Origin of the sequence: Castellaniella denitrificans (genome assembly GCF_042653765.1) — a bacterium.
Taxonomy (GTDB): domain Bacteria; phylum Pseudomonadota; class Gammaproteobacteria; order Burkholderiales; family Burkholderiaceae_B; genus Castellaniella; species Castellaniella denitrificans.
Window position 1 is genome coordinate 607,661 of record NZ_JBHSEZ010000001.1, and the last position, 14,068, is coordinate 621,728.

Genomic DNA, 14,068 nt, shown 5'->3' on the forward strand with positions numbered 1-14,068 from the left:
CCGATCAAACCCCGACCGACAAAAAAGGATCCGACATGTCCATCACCGTCTATTCGAAGCCCAACTGCCCGCAATGCGAACTCACCAAGCGCGACATGGACATCCTGGGCATCGAGTACGAAACCGTGGACCTGACCCAGCGCCAGGACCAGCTCGAACGCCTGATCGGACTGGGCCACCGCAGCGCGCCCGTGATCGAGACCGACCGCGAGACCTGGTCGGGCTACAACCAGGAAAAGATCAAGGGGCTGGTCTCGTACGCCTGATCTCATGCACGATACGAACGACACCGCCTCGCTGCTTCCGTCCGACGCCGGGCAGGCCCTGCTGATCGGGCGCATCCATGATCCACACGACCAGGGCCCCAGCGTGGTCGCCCTCAGGAATGGGGTCCTGGTCGACCTGACCAGCCGGTTCCCGACGGTCTCCGAACTGCTGGACCAGGACGATCCGGCCGCGGCCGTGGCGCAGGCGGCCCCGGCCCGCTGGCAATTCGACACGGTGGCGCGCGCCACCCTCGCCGGCGACCGGACCGCGCCGCGCTTCGTGGCGCCCTGCGACCTCCAGGTCATCAAGGCCTGCGGCGTCACGTTCGCCGACAGCATGCTCGAACGCGTCATCGAGGAAAAGGCGGGCGGCAACCCCCAGGACGCCGCCCGCATCCGCCACGAGATCGGCCAGGCGATCGGCACGGCCATCTCCAGCATCCGCCCCGGATCCAGGGAAGCCGAAGAGGCGCGCCGATATCTGATCCGGGAAGGCCTGTGGTCGCAATACCTGGAAGTCGGCATCGGTCCGGACGCCGAAGTCTTCACCAAGGCTCCGGTGCTGTCGGCCGTGGGCAGCGGCGAACCGATCGGCATCCTGAAGGCCTCGCAATGGAACAACCCGGAACCGGAACTGGTCCTGGCGGTGGACTCCAGGGGCCGGATCCTCGGCGCCACGCTGGGCAACGACGTGAACCTGCGGGACATCGAAGGCCGCAGCGCCCTGTTGCTGGGCAAGGCCAAGGACAACAACGCCTCGTGCGCGATCGGCCCCTTCATCCGGCTGTTCGACGCGCGCTTCACCCTGGACGACGCCCGCCGGCTCGAAATCCGCCTGAACGTGACCGGCGAGGACGGCTTCGTCCTGGACGGCCACAGCTCCATCCGCCGGATCAGCCGCGACCTGGCGGACCTGGTGGCCCAGACCTGCGGCCGGCATCACCAGTATCCGGACGGCTTCATGCTGTTCACCGGCACCCTGTTCGCCCCCACCGAAGACCGCGACGCCCCAGGCCAGGGCTTCACCCACAAGCCGGGCGACGTCGTGCGCATCGGTTCGCCCCAACTAGGAACGCTCATCAACCGCGTGACCTACAGCGAAGAGGCGCCGCCCTGGACGGGCGGCATCGCCTGGCTGATGCGCAACCTGGCCCGGCGCGGCCTGCTGTCCGCCTGAAGCGAGGCCCCGCCGGCGGGATCAGACCGTGGCCCCCATCTGCCACGGCGCGAACTCGTTCTGGCCATAGCCGTGCAGTTCGCTCTTGCTGGGCGTCCCGGAAGCGGTTTCCAGGATGAGCCGGTAGATCTTCTCGCCCAGCCCCTCGACCGTGTCCTGCCCGGTGACGATCGTCCCGCAGTTCAGGTCGATGTCCTCGCCCTGCCGCTCCCAGCAGGCATTGTTGGTGCTGAGCTTGAGCGAAGGCGCCGGCATGCAGCCATAGGCCGACCCGCGCCCGGTCGTGAAGCAGATCAGGTTCGCGCCCGAGGCCACCTGCCCCGTCGCCGAGACCGGATCGAATCCCGGGGAATCCATGAAGACGAGCCCGCGCGCGCGGACCGGCTCCGCGTAGCACAGGACGTCGTTCAGGTTCGTCGTGCCGGCCTTGGCGACCGCGCCCAGGGATTTTTCCAGGATGGTCGTCAACCCACCCGCCTTGTTCCCGGCCGACGGATTGTTGTTCATCTCGGCATGGTTGCGCACGCAATAGTCCTTCCACCACTCGATGCGGGCGACCAGTTTCTCGCCCACCTCGCGGCTGGCCGCCCGCTGGGTCAGCAGATGCTCGGCGCCATAGATTTCGGGCGTCTCGGACAGAATGGCCGTCCCGCCGGCCCGCACCAGCCGGTCGACCGCCGCCCCCAGGGCCGGATTAGCGGTGATGCCCGAATAGCCGTCCGAACCCCCGCACTGCAGCCCGACCACCAGGTGCGAGGCGGACACGAGCTCCCGCCGCACGGCGTTGGCCGCCGGCAGCATGTCCCGGATCCTGGCGACGCCCTGCGCCACGGCCTTGCCCGTGCCGCCGGCGTCCTGGATCGAATAGGCATGGAGCTGGGGCCCCTCCCGCAATTCGCCCGCCGCCATCACGCCGGATATCTGGTTCGTCTCGCAGCCCAGGCCGATCAGCAGGATGGAATGGAAGTTCGCATGGCGCGCGTAGCCGGCCAGGGTCCGGCGCAGGGTGTCGATGGCCTCGCCCTGCGAGGCCATGCCGCATCCCGTGGCGTGCGTCAGCGCCACGACCCCGTCCACCTGGGGATAGTCCCGCAAGGCCGCCGGATTGATGTCCCGGCGGAAATGGTCGGCCACGGCGCGCGCCACCGTGGCCGAACAGTTGACCGTGGTCAGGATGCCGATGTAATTGCGCGTCGCCACGCGTCCGTCGGGACGGCGCAGGCCCATGAACACGTCCCGCCCGGGATCGACCGGACAGTCCCTTTTCCGCCGGCAGAACTCGTATTCGCGATGCAGGTCGACCATGTGCAGGTTATGGACGTGGACGTGCTGTCCGGCCTGTATGTCGCAACTGGCCACGCCGATGGCCTGGCCGTACCGGTAGACGGGGCTGCCGGCGGCGATCGCCCGGGCAGCCAGCTTGTGGCCGGCCGGCACCAGCCCCCGGACCTCGACGTCCTCGACCCGGTCGCCGGGCATGAGCTGCTCGGCGGCGATCAGGACATTGTCCGCCTCGTTCAGGCGGATGACGTGTTTCTGCATGTGTGCCTCGCTGGATCAATGGGCCGGACACGACGGATCCGGCCGGTACGCTAGCCGATCACGGCCATCAGGCGGGCATGGGCCCGCGTCAGGTGCCGGTACATGGCGGCCTGGGCCTGCAACGGATCGCGGGCCGCCACGGCATCGTAGATTTCCTGATGCTCCTGCACGGCGTCCAGCCAGACCGACTCGGTGTCGAACAGGCGGTGCATGGAGCCGCCGATCGGGGTGTAGCGCTGGTCGAACAACTCTTCGAGCGTCTGGATCAGCAGGCGGTTGTGGGTCGTGGAGGACAGGGTGACGTGGAACAGGCGGTCGGCGTCGGCCAGGGGCTTGTCCCCGGTGCGGTCGCGCGTGCCGACCGCCCGGCGCATGGCCTCGACGCTGGCGCCCAGCGTCCTGAGCTGCTCCCGGGTGATGAATCGCGCCGCGTGCGCGGCCACCCCGCCCTCCAGGAAATACCGGGTCTGGCTCACGTCCTGCGGACTGTGGCCCATCAGCGAGACATCATGGTCGGCGACCAGGGCCGCCGCGCCGGCATCGGCATCCCCCGCGGAGGCGTCCCGCTTCAGGTAGATGCCCGACCCCACCCGGATCTCGATCTCGCCCTGCAGTTCCAGCACGATCAGGGCCTCGCGCAGGCTGGGGCGGGAAATCCTGAGCTGCTGCGCGAGCTCCCGCTCGGACGGCAGCCGCGCGCCCGCCGGGATGTCCATCCGGCGGATTTCCCGGCGCAGGGCGTCCGCCACCTGCATGTACCCCCGCGTGCGATCCACGACGTGAATCGAAACGTCCGCTGCCTTTTCCATGAAGGATCTCCACTCCCCGGCGAAATCCGCCGACAGCTCATTTTATCTGGTCAGACCGGTAATACAAAAATCAGGGAAATCCATAACTGGTTTTACCGGTCAGTCCTTTTAGACTATCACCAGCCATCGAAACCCTTCACCGGCCGCCGGCCGGCCAGCGAGGCCCCGAGCATGACCTATCAATTCGATTTCGGCGCGGTGCTGCAGTACTGGCCCCTGTTCCTCCAGGGGGTCGAGACCACGCTCCTGATGTCATTCTGGTCCACCCTGGCGGGGTTCGTCATGGGCGTGGGCTGCGCCATCGCCCGCAGCTCCGGCGGCCCCCTGCTGCGGCGAGTCGTGGGCGCCTACGTCGAAGTCATCCGCAACACCCCCCTCATCATCCAGAGCTATTTCCTGATCTTCGGTCTGTCCAGCGTCGGCCTCACCCTGTCGATCCTGACCGGCGCCATCCTCGCCCTGGTGATCAACATCACGGCCTATACCTGCGAGATCGTGCGCGCCGGGATCGAATCCGTCCCCCGCAGCCAGCGCGAGGCCGGCGAATGCCTGGGTCTGTCCCCCTTCCAGGTCTACTGGCACATCATCCTCGTGCCGGCGCTGGAGCGCGTCTACCCCGCCCTGACCAGCCAGTTCGTGCTGCTGATGCTGGTGACCAGCCTGCTGTCGGCCGTAGGGACGGAAGACCTGTTCGGCATCGCGGGCAACATCCAGGCGCTCACCTTCCGCAACTTCGAAGTCTTCGTCGTGCTGTGGGTGGTGTACCTAGCCATGTCGGCCCTGGTGCGGGGCGCCTTCGCGCTGGCCGGCAAATTCATGTTCGTGCGCAAGCGCAAGCTCGGCACCCTGCTCTGAGGCATCGCCATGAACCAGGAACAAGCACTGTATCTGCTGGCCGGCGCGTGGGGCACCGTGCTGCTCTCGGCCCTGACCTTCGCCTGCTCGGCCCTGCTGGGCCTGGCCATCGCCCTGATGCGAGTATCCGGCAGCCGTGCCGTCAGGAGCACCGCCTTCGGCTACATCAATGTCATCCAGGGCACGCCGCTGCTGGTGATCATGGGCATCTGCTTCTACGGGCCGTCGATCTTCGGCGCCGCGGAGACATCGCCGCTGTTCGCGGCCGTCCTGGCCCTGACGGTCCACGCGGCCGCGTTCCTCGGGGAAATCTGGCGCGGCTGCATCGAGTCCGTGCCCCGCAACCAATGGGAAGCCGCCGAATGCCTGGGGCTGAATCGCATCCAGCGCATGTTCAAGGTCATCTTGCCGCAAGCCTTCAAGATCGCCGTGCCGCCCACGGTGGGCTTCATGGTCCAGATCGTCAAGAACACCTCGTTCGCGTCCCTGGTCATCGGTTTCGCCGAGCTGTCCTACAACGCCAAGATCCTCAACAATTCGACCTTCAAGCCCTTCCTCTATTTCGGCGCGGCGGCGGTCCTGTATTTCCTCATCTGCTACCCCCTGTCCTGGTTCAGCCTCCGGCTCGAACGCAAGCTGACCATCGCGCGCAGCTAAGACACGGATCTCCGAAGGAGCCCTCCCATGACGGAAGTCGTACGCCTCAGCAACGTCCACAAGCGGTTCGGCGACAACCATGTACTCAAAGGCATCGACCTCAGCATCCAGAAAGGCGAGATCGTGGCCATCATCGGCCAGAGCGGCTCGGGGAAAAGCACCGCCCTGCGCTGCATGGACCACCTGGAAATCATCGACGAGGGGGAAATCACGGTCTGCGGCCATACCTTCGGGAAGGGGATCTCCAGCGCCGACCTGAAGAAGCTGCGCCAGGACGTGGGGATCGTGTTCCAGAGCTACAACCTGTTCCCTCACCTGACGGCCGAGCAGAACATCACGCTCGCGCCCCGCTCGGTGCGCAAGCTGCCCGCCGCGCAGGCCAGAAAGATCGCCGCCGACGTGCTCGCCCAGGTCGGGCTGAGCGACAAGGCCGGCTGCTACCCCGAGCAACTGTCGGGCGGGCAGCAGCAGCGCGTGGCCATCGCCCGCTCGCTCGCCATGGACCCCCAGCTCATGCTGTTCGACGAAGTGACCTCGGCACTGGACCCGCAACTCACCGGCGAGGTGCTGCGGGTCATCGAAAAGCTCGCCGCGGGCGGGATGACCATGGTGCTGGTCACCCACGAAATGGCCTTCGCCATGAAAGTCGCCCATCGGGTGATCTTCATGCACGAGGGCAGGATCCACGAACAGGGCGGCGCGGAAATCCTGCGCAACCCCCAGACCGCCGAATTGCGGCAGTTCGTCAGCAACGGGCTCTGACCGGCCCAGGCGCCAGGATGGCGCCGACCATTCCTACAGGAGACACACCATGATCACCTCATTCCCCCTGAACCGCGGCATGGCCGCCCTGGCCGTGACCACCGCCGCGCTGCTGGCCGCCCAGGCGCCTGCGCACGCCAACACGCTGGAACAGATCCAGCAGCAGAAGACCCTGCGCGTCGCCATCGATCTCAACGCGCCGCCCTACGGCATGAAGGACGCCAGCCTCAAGGAGACCGGCTCGGACGTCGAGACCGCGCAGCTGCTGGCCAAGGACCTGGGCGTGCGGCTCGAGATCGTGCCCACCACGCAGGCCAACCGCATCCCGTTCCTGCTGACGAACAAGGCCGACGTGGTGATTTCCAGCCTGACGATCACGCCGCAGCGCCAGGAGGTCGTCGATTTCACCATTCCCTACGCGGCCATCCAGTCGGTCATCGCCGCGCCGGAAAGCGAACCCATCTCGTCGATGAAGGACCTGGCCGGCAAGACCGTGATGACCGCGCGCGGCACGACCAACGACGCCAACGTCACCAAGCTGGCGCCCGCCGGCACGAACATCGTCCGCTTCGAGAACGACGCCACCGCCATGACCGCCGTCACCAGCGGCCGGGGGGACATCTATTCCGGCGCGCCGGCCATCATCGCGTCGCTGAACAAGCAGCTGGCGGCGAGCGGCAAGCCGCCACTGGTCACCAAGGTCGTCATGGCCACCTCCATGCTGGGCATCGGCGTGGCGAAGAACAACCCGCAGCTCCTCGAGAAGATGAACGAGCTGATCCGCAAGACCCTGAAGAGCGGCGAACTGAACGCCATCTACAAGAAATACCACGGCGCCGATCTTCCGGCCGAAGTCGTGGCCGAAGGCAAATAGGCGCTCAGCCCGGCGCGATCTCCCCAAACAGTGTGAACAGGCCCCAACCATGACCCTCATCCAATCCATCGAAGTACTGGACGTCCGCTTCCCGACGTCCGCTCATCTGGACGGCTCGGATGCCATGAACCCAGACCCGGACTATTCGGCCGCCTACGCCATCCTGCGCACGGACGTCGACGGACTGGAGGGCCATGGCCTGACCTTCACGATCGGGCGCGGCACGGAAATCTGCTGCGCCGCGATCGAGGCCCTCAAGCCCAGGCTGGTCGGCCTGGACCTGGACTGGATCACCGAGGACATGGGGCGTTTCTGGCGCCACATGACCTCGGACAGCCAACTGCGCTGGATCGGCCCCGACAAGGGCGCCATCCACCTGGCCACCGCGGCGCTGGTCAACGCCGTCTGGGATCTCTGGGCCAAGGCCGAGGGCAAGCCGGTCTGGCGGCTGGTGGCCGACATGACGCCGGAGCAGATCGTCCGGCTGATCGACTTCCGCTACATCACCGACTGCATCACGCCGGACGAGGCGCTCGAACTGCTGACGCAGCGGGCCACCGATAAGGCCGGGCGCCTGGAGACGCTGGAACGCGACGGCTATCCCTGCTACACGACCTCCGCCGGATGGCTGGGCTACGACGACGACAAGCTGCGCCGCCTGGCCACGCAGGCCGTACAGGCCGGCTTCTCGCACATCAAGCTCAAGGTGGGGCGCGACCTGGAGGACGACATTCGCCGGGTGCGGATCGCCCGCGAAGTCCTTGGAGACGACCGCCACCTGATGATCGACGCCAACCAGGTCTGGGAAGTCGACCAGGCCATCCCCTGGCTGGAACGCCTGGCCTTCGCCAGGCCCTGGTTCATCGAGGAGCCCACCAGCCCGGACGACGTCGCGGGACACCGGCGCATCCGCCAGGCCATGCGGGGCCGCATGCAGGTCGCCACCGGCGAGATGTGCCAGAACCGCGTGCTGTTCAAGCAGTTCATCATGGAATCGGCGGTGGACGTGGTGCAGATCGACGCCTGCCGGCTCGGGGGCGTCAACGAAGTACTGGCTGTCATGCTGATGGCCGCCAAGCATGGACTGAAGGTCTGCCCCCATGCCGGCGGCGTGGGCCTGTGCGAATACGTCCAGCACCTGTCGATGATCGACTACCTGTGCTTCGCCGCCACCAAGGAAGGCCGCGTCATCGAATACGTCGATCACCTGCACGAGCACTTCGTCGATCCCTGCCGGATCCGGCGGGCCGCCTACATGCCCCCGACCCGCCCCGGCTATTCGATCGAGATGAAGCGGGAATCCCTGGAGCGCTACCGCTTCCGCCCGGCTCAGTGACTCAGGATCTGCCCGAGGAACGCCTGCGCCTTGGGGTGCCGGGGCGCGCCGAAGAACTGGTCCGGCGCCGCCTGTTCGAGGATCTCGCCATCCGCCATGAAGATGACCCGGTCGGCCACGCTGCGTGCGAAACCCATTTCATGGGTGACGCACAGCATGGTGATGCCGTCCGAGGCCAGCTCGATCATGGTGTCCAGCACTTCCTTGACCATCTCGGGATCCAGGGCCGAGGTCGGTTCGTCGAACAGCATGATCTCCGGCTTCATGCACAGCGCCCGCGCGATGGCCACGCGCTGCTGCTGCCCGCCCGACAGCTGGCTGGGATACTTGCCGGCCTGGTCGGGAATGCGCACGCGCGACAGGTAGTGCATGGCGATCTCGCGCGCCGCGGCCTTGTCCAGGCCCTGGGACTTCATGGGTGAAAGAATGCAGTTCTCCAGCACGGTCAGGTGCGGGAACAGGTTGAACTGCTGGAACACCATGCCGACGTGGCGCCGGATCTTCTCGGCGTTGTGGCGGTCCCCGGTGATGTCGATGCCGGCCACGACGATATGGCCCCGCTGGATCGTCTCCAGGCCATTGATGCAGCGGATCAGCGTCGATTTGCCGGAACCCGACGGCCCGCAGATGACGATGCGCTCGCCGGCCGCGACCTCGAGGTCGATGTCCTTGAGCACCTTGAACTGGCCGTACCATTTCTCGACCCCGGAAAACCGGATGATGGGCTGATTGTCTTTCATGAGCGGCGGTCCTGGGCGGCGCGCGATCGTCCGCGCGCCGCGGCATGCGGGTGGATCATTGGGCGGGATGGGTGACCGATTCGGGCAGGGGGGTATGCAGCCACTGCTCGAACAGCGCGTTCAGCTTGCCGTTGGCCAGATCGGCGGCGATGAAATCGTTCATCGCCTTCAGCAGTTCGGGCCGGTCCTTGCGCATGGCGATCGCCATGCGCTGTTCGTTGATCACGTACAGGACCTTGTACTTCCCGGGAAAGCGCTTCTGCACGTCGGCGGCGATCACCGACGAAGTGCCGACCGCGTCGATCTGGCCGACCAGCATGGCCTGCAGGGCCGAGGCGTCGTCGTCGAAGCGATGCAGCTTCGTGCCTTCGGGCGCGACCTTGGTCACGCCGATGTCCGTCGTGCTGGCGCGAGGCACGCCGATCTTGTACTTGGGGAAATCCGCCGGAGACGAAATGCCCACGTCCACGGGCCCCAGCAGGACCATGCTGGCCGCCGAATAGGGCCGGGAGAACTGGACCTGCTTTTCGCGCTCGGGCGTGATCGCCAGCGAAGCCACCAGCACGTCGGCCTTGTCGGTCAGCAGGAACGGAATGCGGTTGGGGCCCGTCATGACCACGTATTCCAGCTTGAGGCCATAGTGGTCCGCCAGCAGCTTGGCCACCCCGCCGTCGTAGCCGCTGGGCTGGTTCTGGGCGTCCGCGGCCGCGTAGGGGGGCCAGTCGACCAGGACACCGACCCTGATGGTGCCGCGGTCCTTCACCTGCTGCCAGTAGCTGTCGGCCGCGGCGGCGGAGCCCGCCGAAGCCGCCAGCAGCGCGCCCAGGACCGGGACCAGCAGCCTTTTCAGGATTTTCGACAGAGCCAGACTTTGCATGATGATCTCCTTTGGTGGTTCATTGTGTGAAACGCGGCGATCAGCGCAGGGAGGCCGACAGCCGGTACTCCAGGCGCCGCGACAGCCGGGACAGCGGCCAGCACATGCAGAAGTACAGGAAGGCCACGAACGCGAACACCGCGACCGGGGCGAACGTGGCGTTGTTGATGATCTGGCCGGTGCGGGTCAGCTCGGTGAAACCGATGATGGCCGTCAGGGACGTGCCCTTGATGATCTGCACCATGAAGCCCACGGTGGGCGGCACGGCGATCTTGAACGCCTGCGGCAGCACCACGTACCGGAGCCGGTCGAAATCGCTCAGGTTCAGGGCGCAGGCGGCCTCGGTCTGGCCCCGGGGCACGGCTTCGATGCAGCCGCGCCAGATGTCGCCCAGGAAGGCGCTGGTGTTCAGGATCAGCGCCACCCCGGCGGCCAGCCAGGGGTCGACGTCCAGCCCCAGGATCGGAAAGCCGAAGAAGATCAGGAACAGTTGCATCAGCAGGGGCGTGCCCTGGAACAGGATGATGAACGCGCGCGCCGGGTGGACGAGCCAGCGGCTGCGCGCCGTCCTGGCCAGCGCGACCGCCAGCCCCCCCAGGCTGCCGCCGGCCAGCGCGATCGCCGCCAGGGCCAGCGTCCAGCGCGCCGACATCAGCATCGACTCGAAATCCATCGCGGAAAGTTCGCGCATTTCAACGGCCCTCCGGGTAATAGAGGCAATTGCGCCAGATCAGCCGGAACAGGCCCATGAACATCAGGGACAGGGCGAAGTAGATGATGGTGACCGTGATGTAGATCTCGAAGCTGCGGAAGGTCTCTGACTGGATGTTGGCCGCCACGGAAGCCAGGTCGTCGGCGGAAACCGCCGACACGATGCTGGACGTCAGCATCAGCAGGATGAACTGGCTGGACAGCGCCGGGAAGATCGTCTTCAGCGCGGGCCGCAGCACGACGTGCAGGAAGACCTGGTAGCGCTTCAGGTTCAGCGCCAGGCCGGCCTCGACCTGCCCCTTGGGGACGGCCTCGATGCCCGCGCGCAGGATCTCGGTCGCGAACGCGCCGAGATTCACGAACATGGTCACCAGGGCGGCCGTCGTCGCGGTCATCCGCACCCCCAGGGACGGCAGGGCGAAAAAGAAGAAGAACAGCTGGACCAGGAACGGCGTGTTGCGGATGACCTCGATGTAGGCGTCGATCGCCAGGCGCAGCAGGCGGCCGCCATGGCTCTTGCCCCAGGAGCAGAAAATGGCGATCAGCAGGCCGATCACCATGGCCCCCAGGGAAAGCTCGATGGTGTTCAGCGTCCCCCGCAGCAGCAGGGGCCACGAGTCGAGGACGGCGTCGAACTGGAACTGGTAGTGCATGACGGTCAGTCGAGCAGGGACGCGTCCCAGGCCAGCACCCGCTGGCATTGTTCGCCCAGGCCCTCGATGCCGAGCCGGACCGTGTCGCCCGGCTTGAGATAGACCGGCGGCTTCTGCCCGAGCCCGACGCCCGGAGGCGTGCCCGTGGAGATGATGTCCCCCGGGTACAGGGTCGTGAAGCGGCTGATGTAATGCACCAGCGTGGCCACGTCGAAGATCATGGTCCGGCTGCTGCCGTCCTGGTAGCGCTTGCCGTTGACTTCCAGCCACATGGCCAGGTTCTGCGGATCGGCGATTTCATCGGCGGTCACCAGCCAGGGGCCGACGGGGCCGAAGGTGTCGCAGCCCTTGCCCTTGTCCCAGGTGCCGCCGCGTTCGAGCTGGTATTCGCGCTCGGACACGTCGTTGATGACGCAATAGCCGGCCACGTGCGACAGCGCGTCTTCCTTGGACACGTAACGGGCCTTGCTGCCGATGACGACGCCCAGTTCGACTTCCCAGTCGGTCTTGACCGACCCCTGGGGCATGACGATGGGATCATGGGCCCCCGAAGGACGCGACCACTTGTTGAACAGCACCGGTTCCGCGGGCACTTCGGCGCCGGTCTCGGCGGCGTGATCGCTGTAGTTCAGGCCCACGCACAGGAACTTGCCCGGGCCGCGGAACGGCACGCCGATCCGTCCCGGCGCCTCGACCAGGGGCAGCGATTGCGGATCGACCGCCCGCAGGGCGGCCAGCGCGGCGGGCCGCAGGGTCTCGGCCGTGATGTCGTCGATGACGGGAGACAGATCGCGGATGCGGCCCTGGGCATCGACCAGAGCCGGTTTTTCCTGGCCCACCGGGCCGTGGCGCAACAGTTTCATTCGAATCCTCCTGGAATGGCGGTGGCGGGGAACGTCAGTTGACCCAGCCGCCGTCGATGATGTGGATGGCGCCGGTCGTATAGCCGGACTCGTCGCCGGCCAGGTAGACGGCCAGCGCGGCGATTTCCTCGGGGGTGCCCAGGCGGCCGATCGGCTGGCGCGCCACGAAGGCGTCGCGCACCTGGTCAAGGGAGGCGGTCTGCGCCTGCGCCTGCTCCCGCATGCGGTCGCGCAGCGACGGCGATTCGACCGTGCCCGGGCAGATGGCGTTGCAGCGGATGCCCCGGCCCACGAAGTCGGCGGCGATGGCCTTGCTCAGGCCGATGACCGCCGCCTTGGTCGTGCCGTACACGAAGCGGTTGGGCACCCCCTTGATGCTGGAGGCGACCGACGACACGTTGACGATGGACCCCGCCCCCTTGTCGAGCATGCCCGGCAGCACGGCGCGGCACATTTCATACATGGACGTGACGTTCAGTCCGAACGAGAAATCCCAGGCCTCGCGGCTGCATTCGAGGATGGAGCCGCTGTCCACGTAGCCGGCGCAGTTGAAGAGCACGTCGAGCGGGCCGACCTCGGCCACCAGCGCGGCGATGGCCGCCGGGTCCGTCACGTCGAGCCTGCGGGTCTCGCAGCCCGGCAGCGCGCCCAGCGCCTCTTCGTTGATGTCGGTGGCGATGACCCGGGCGCCTTCGCTCTGGAAGCGCTGCGCCGTGGCCTTGCCGATGCCATTGCCCGCCGCGGTGACGAGCGCGGTTTTCCCGGAAAGACGACCTGCCATTGTTCATGCTCCTTGTCGTGCGAGCCGGAGGACCGGTCCACGGACTTCCATGGATCGAACCGCCGGTTCAGTGCGTGGCAGAAACCATTTCCTTGTATGAAAATGAATTTCTTATTTGAATTGATGACTATGTTTACCTATAAGTCATTTATGAACAAGAAGATAGAGCAGGTCCTGTGCTCAGTATTTACCCTATAAATTGTAAATTCCCAGTAAAAACCCGGTTTTTTATTTTCTATATGAATTTATAATTTTTCTGGTAAAAATAAAGATGCCGAGTGGATCGCCGTGCGAATGCGCCAGCGGCCCCATGCTCAACCGGAAACGATGCCTCGAATGGACATGACCGACCCGCCGGACGATCCGGCCCCCGCCGGGGAAACCGTGCGCTACAGCGCCCCCGCCCTGGACAAGGGGCTGGACATCCTGGAAGTCCTCAGCAGGACGGCCGAAGGCTGCACGCTGAAGGAGCTGGCCGACGCCCTGAACCGCAACGTCAGCCAGATCTTCCGCATGGTGGTGGCCCTGCACCGGCGCGGCTACATCCAGTCCGACGCCAACGACCGCTACACGCTCACGCTGAAGATGTTCTGCCTGGCGCATCGCCAGCCGCCCCTCAAGCGCATGATCCAGACGGCGCTGCCGCTGCTCAACGAACTGGCGGAACGGGCGCGCCAGTCCTGCCACCTGGCCGTGTACGAACAGGGATGCAGCGTGGTCATCGCCCAGGTCGACGGCCCCGACCGCTGGTCCTTCGGGCTGAAGACCGGCTCGTTCATGGGGCTGACGGACACGTCCTCGGGGCACATCCTGCTGGCCTACCAGGACGAGGCCGGCCGGGCCCGGATGCTGCGCAACCACAGCAAGGTCGAAGGCGAAATCGACATGGACCCCGGCCACCTGCTTTCCCTGCTCGCCGACGTGCGGCGCGCGGGCTGCTCGGTGATGCCCAGCAAGCAGATCCAGGGCGTCACCAACATCGCCTTCCCCGTGCACGGCCTGAACCACAAGGTGGTGGCCGCCGTCAACGTGCCGTACATCGCGCGCATCGACGCGGCCGCCACACCGTCCATCGAAGAGGTCAAACGCATCCAGGCCGACATCTGCGCGCGCCTGTCGCGGCGGCTGGGCGCCGACGAGGACGCCTGACCGCCGCGGCGGGGAA

At 66.4% G+C, this 14,068-nt stretch carries 16 protein-coding genes; 8 read left to right on the top strand and 8 right to left on the bottom strand.

The window, feature by feature from the left end; translation table 11 throughout:
- The first annotated feature begins 35 nt into the window (after positions 1-35).
- Positions 36-266 carry a glutaredoxin family protein gene (locus tag ACFO27_RS02875; RefSeq protein ID WP_376815917.1) on the top strand — a complete coding sequence of 77 codons (231 nt, stop codon included), beginning with the start codon at positions 36-38 and terminating at the stop codon, positions 264-266.
- Positions 267-270: 4 nt separating this feature from the next.
- Positions 271-1,443: a fumarylacetoacetate hydrolase family protein gene (locus ACFO27_RS02880; protein WP_376815918.1), complete on the top strand. Its 1,173-nt coding sequence runs from the start codon at positions 271-273 to the stop codon at positions 1,441-1,443.
- Positions 1,444-1,464: 21 nt separating this feature from the next.
- Here ACFO27_RS02880 and ACFO27_RS02885 read toward each other — a convergent pair whose 3' ends face one another.
- Both ACFO27_RS02885 and ACFO27_RS02890 read right to left on the bottom strand, forming a co-directional pair.
- A complete protein-coding gene (locus ACFO27_RS02885; RefSeq protein WP_376815919.1) occupies positions 1,465-2,985 on the bottom strand; it encodes a UxaA family hydrolase in 1,521 nt (506 codons plus the stop codon).
- 50 nt (positions 2,986-3,035) lie between these two features.
- Positions 3,036-3,794 carry a FadR/GntR family transcriptional regulator gene (locus tag ACFO27_RS02890; RefSeq protein WP_376815920.1) on the bottom strand — a complete coding sequence of 253 codons (759 nt, stop codon included), beginning with the start codon at positions 3,792-3,794 and terminating at the stop codon, positions 3,036-3,038.
- A gap of 171 nt (positions 3,795-3,965) precedes the next feature.
- On the opposite strand from ACFO27_RS02890, the gene ACFO27_RS02895 reads away from it, so the two are divergent.
- The 5 genes from ACFO27_RS02895 to ACFO27_RS02915 are packed head-to-tail and all read left to right on the top strand — an operon-like array spanning position 3,966 to position 8,278.
- On the top strand, positions 3,966-4,649 hold the full coding sequence (locus ACFO27_RS02895; protein ID WP_376815921.1) for an amino acid ABC transporter permease: 684 nt from the start codon (positions 3,966-3,968) through the stop codon (positions 4,647-4,649).
- A 9-nt stretch (positions 4,650-4,658) separates the two neighbouring features.
- On the top strand, positions 4,659-5,306 hold the full coding sequence (locus tag ACFO27_RS02900; protein ID WP_376815922.1) for an amino acid ABC transporter permease: 648 nt from the start codon (positions 4,659-4,661) through the stop codon (positions 5,304-5,306).
- 27 nt (positions 5,307-5,333) lie between these two features.
- Positions 5,334-6,068 carry an amino acid ABC transporter ATP-binding protein gene (locus tag ACFO27_RS02905; protein WP_376815923.1) on the top strand — a complete coding sequence of 245 codons (735 nt, stop codon included), beginning with the start codon at positions 5,334-5,336 and terminating at the stop codon, positions 6,066-6,068.
- Positions 6,069-6,117: 49 nt separating this feature from the next.
- Positions 6,118-6,942 (top strand): transporter substrate-binding domain-containing protein, encoded by an 825-nt coding sequence (locus ACFO27_RS02910; protein ID WP_376815924.1) that lies wholly within the window; start codon positions 6,118-6,120, stop codon positions 6,940-6,942.
- A 49-nt stretch (positions 6,943-6,991) separates the two neighbouring features.
- A complete protein-coding gene (locus ACFO27_RS02915) occupies positions 6,992-8,278 on the top strand; it encodes an L-fuconate dehydratase (protein WP_376815925.1) in 1,287 nt (428 codons plus the stop codon).
- Here ACFO27_RS02915 and ACFO27_RS02920 read toward each other — a convergent pair.
- The 6 genes from ACFO27_RS02920 to ACFO27_RS02945 are packed head-to-tail and all read right to left on the bottom strand — an operon-like array spanning position 8,272 to position 12,903.
- Complete coding sequence (locus ACFO27_RS02920; RefSeq protein ID WP_276809101.1) at positions 8,272-9,018, bottom strand: amino acid ABC transporter ATP-binding protein; 747 nt, start codon at positions 9,016-9,018, stop codon at positions 8,272-8,274. The genes ACFO27_RS02915 and ACFO27_RS02920 overlap by 7 nt on opposite strands.
- Positions 9,019-9,073: 55 nt before the next feature.
- Positions 9,074-9,895: a transporter substrate-binding domain-containing protein gene (locus ACFO27_RS02925; protein ID WP_276809100.1), complete on the bottom strand. Its 822-nt coding sequence runs from the start codon at positions 9,893-9,895 to the stop codon at positions 9,074-9,076.
- A gap of 40 nt (positions 9,896-9,935) precedes the next feature.
- Positions 9,936-10,586: an amino acid ABC transporter permease gene (locus ACFO27_RS02930; protein ID WP_276809098.1), complete on the bottom strand. Its 651-nt coding sequence runs from the start codon at positions 10,584-10,586 to the stop codon at positions 9,936-9,938.
- Position 10,587: 1 nt separating this feature from the next.
- Positions 10,588-11,259 carry an amino acid ABC transporter permease gene (locus ACFO27_RS02935; protein WP_276809096.1) on the bottom strand — a complete coding sequence of 224 codons (672 nt, stop codon included), beginning with the start codon at positions 11,257-11,259 and terminating at the stop codon, positions 10,588-10,590.
- 5 nt (positions 11,260-11,264) lie between these two features.
- The gene (locus tag ACFO27_RS02940; protein WP_376815926.1) at positions 11,265-12,122 is read right to left on the bottom strand and encodes a fumarylacetoacetate hydrolase family protein; all 858 of its coding nucleotides are present in this window, start codon (positions 12,120-12,122) and stop codon (positions 11,265-11,267) included.
- A gap of 34 nt (positions 12,123-12,156) precedes the next feature.
- A complete protein-coding gene (locus ACFO27_RS02945) occupies positions 12,157-12,903 on the bottom strand; it encodes an SDR family oxidoreductase (protein ID WP_276809093.1) in 747 nt (248 codons plus the stop codon).
- 336 nt (positions 12,904-13,239) lie between these two features.
- Here ACFO27_RS02945 and ACFO27_RS02950 point away from each other — a divergent pair, with 336 nt between their 5' ends.
- On the top strand, positions 13,240-14,052 hold the full coding sequence (locus ACFO27_RS02950; RefSeq protein ID WP_376815927.1) for an IclR family transcriptional regulator: 813 nt from the start codon (positions 13,240-13,242) through the stop codon (positions 14,050-14,052).
- Positions 14,053-14,068: the final 16 nt, after the last annotated feature.

What these genes read in the sequence shown, in the direction of transcription:
- ACFO27_RS02875 (WP_376815917.1), top strand. Translation starts at nt 36, where the DNA reads ATGTCCATCACCGTCTATTCGAAGCCCAACTGCCCGCAATGCGAACTC.
- ACFO27_RS02880 (WP_376815918.1), top strand. Translation starts at nt 271, where the DNA reads ATGCACGATACGAACGACACCGCCTCGCTGCTTCCGTCCGACGCCGGG.
- ACFO27_RS02885 (WP_376815919.1), bottom strand. Translation starts at nt 2,985, where the DNA reads ATGCAGAAACACGTCATCCGCCTGAACGAGGCGGACAATGTCCTGATC.
- ACFO27_RS02890 (WP_376815920.1), bottom strand. Translation starts at nt 3,794, where the DNA reads ATGGAAAAGGCAGCGGACGTTTCGATTCACGTCGTGGATCGCACGCGG.
- ACFO27_RS02895 (WP_376815921.1), top strand. Translation starts at nt 3,966, where the DNA reads ATGACCTATCAATTCGATTTCGGCGCGGTGCTGCAGTACTGGCCCCTG.
- ACFO27_RS02900 (WP_376815922.1), top strand. Translation starts at nt 4,659, where the DNA reads ATGAACCAGGAACAAGCACTGTATCTGCTGGCCGGCGCGTGGGGCACC.
- ACFO27_RS02905 (WP_376815923.1), top strand. Translation starts at nt 5,334, where the DNA reads ATGACGGAAGTCGTACGCCTCAGCAACGTCCACAAGCGGTTCGGCGAC.
- ACFO27_RS02910 (WP_376815924.1), top strand. Translation starts at nt 6,118, where the DNA reads ATGATCACCTCATTCCCCCTGAACCGCGGCATGGCCGCCCTGGCCGTG.
- ACFO27_RS02915 (WP_376815925.1), top strand. Translation starts at nt 6,992, where the DNA reads ATGACCCTCATCCAATCCATCGAAGTACTGGACGTCCGCTTCCCGACG.
- ACFO27_RS02920 (WP_276809101.1), bottom strand. Translation starts at nt 9,018, where the DNA reads ATGAAAGACAATCAGCCCATCATCCGGTTTTCCGGGGTCGAGAAATGG.
- ACFO27_RS02925 (WP_276809100.1), bottom strand. Translation starts at nt 9,895, where the DNA reads ATGCAAAGTCTGGCTCTGTCGAAAATCCTGAAAAGGCTGCTGGTCCCG.
- ACFO27_RS02930 (WP_276809098.1), bottom strand. Translation starts at nt 10,586, where the DNA reads ATGCGCGAACTTTCCGCGATGGATTTCGAGTCGATGCTGATGTCGGCG.
- ACFO27_RS02935 (WP_276809096.1), bottom strand. Translation starts at nt 11,259, where the DNA reads ATGCACTACCAGTTCCAGTTCGACGCCGTCCTCGACTCGTGGCCCCTG.
- ACFO27_RS02940 (WP_376815926.1), bottom strand. Translation starts at nt 12,122, where the DNA reads ATGAAACTGTTGCGCCACGGCCCGGTGGGCCAGGAAAAACCGGCTCTG.
- ACFO27_RS02945 (WP_276809093.1), bottom strand. Translation starts at nt 12,903, where the DNA reads ATGGCAGGTCGTCTTTCCGGGAAAACCGCGCTCGTCACCGCGGCGGGC.
- ACFO27_RS02950 (WP_376815927.1), top strand. Translation starts at nt 13,240, where the DNA reads ATGGACATGACCGACCCGCCGGACGATCCGGCCCCCGCCGGGGAAACC.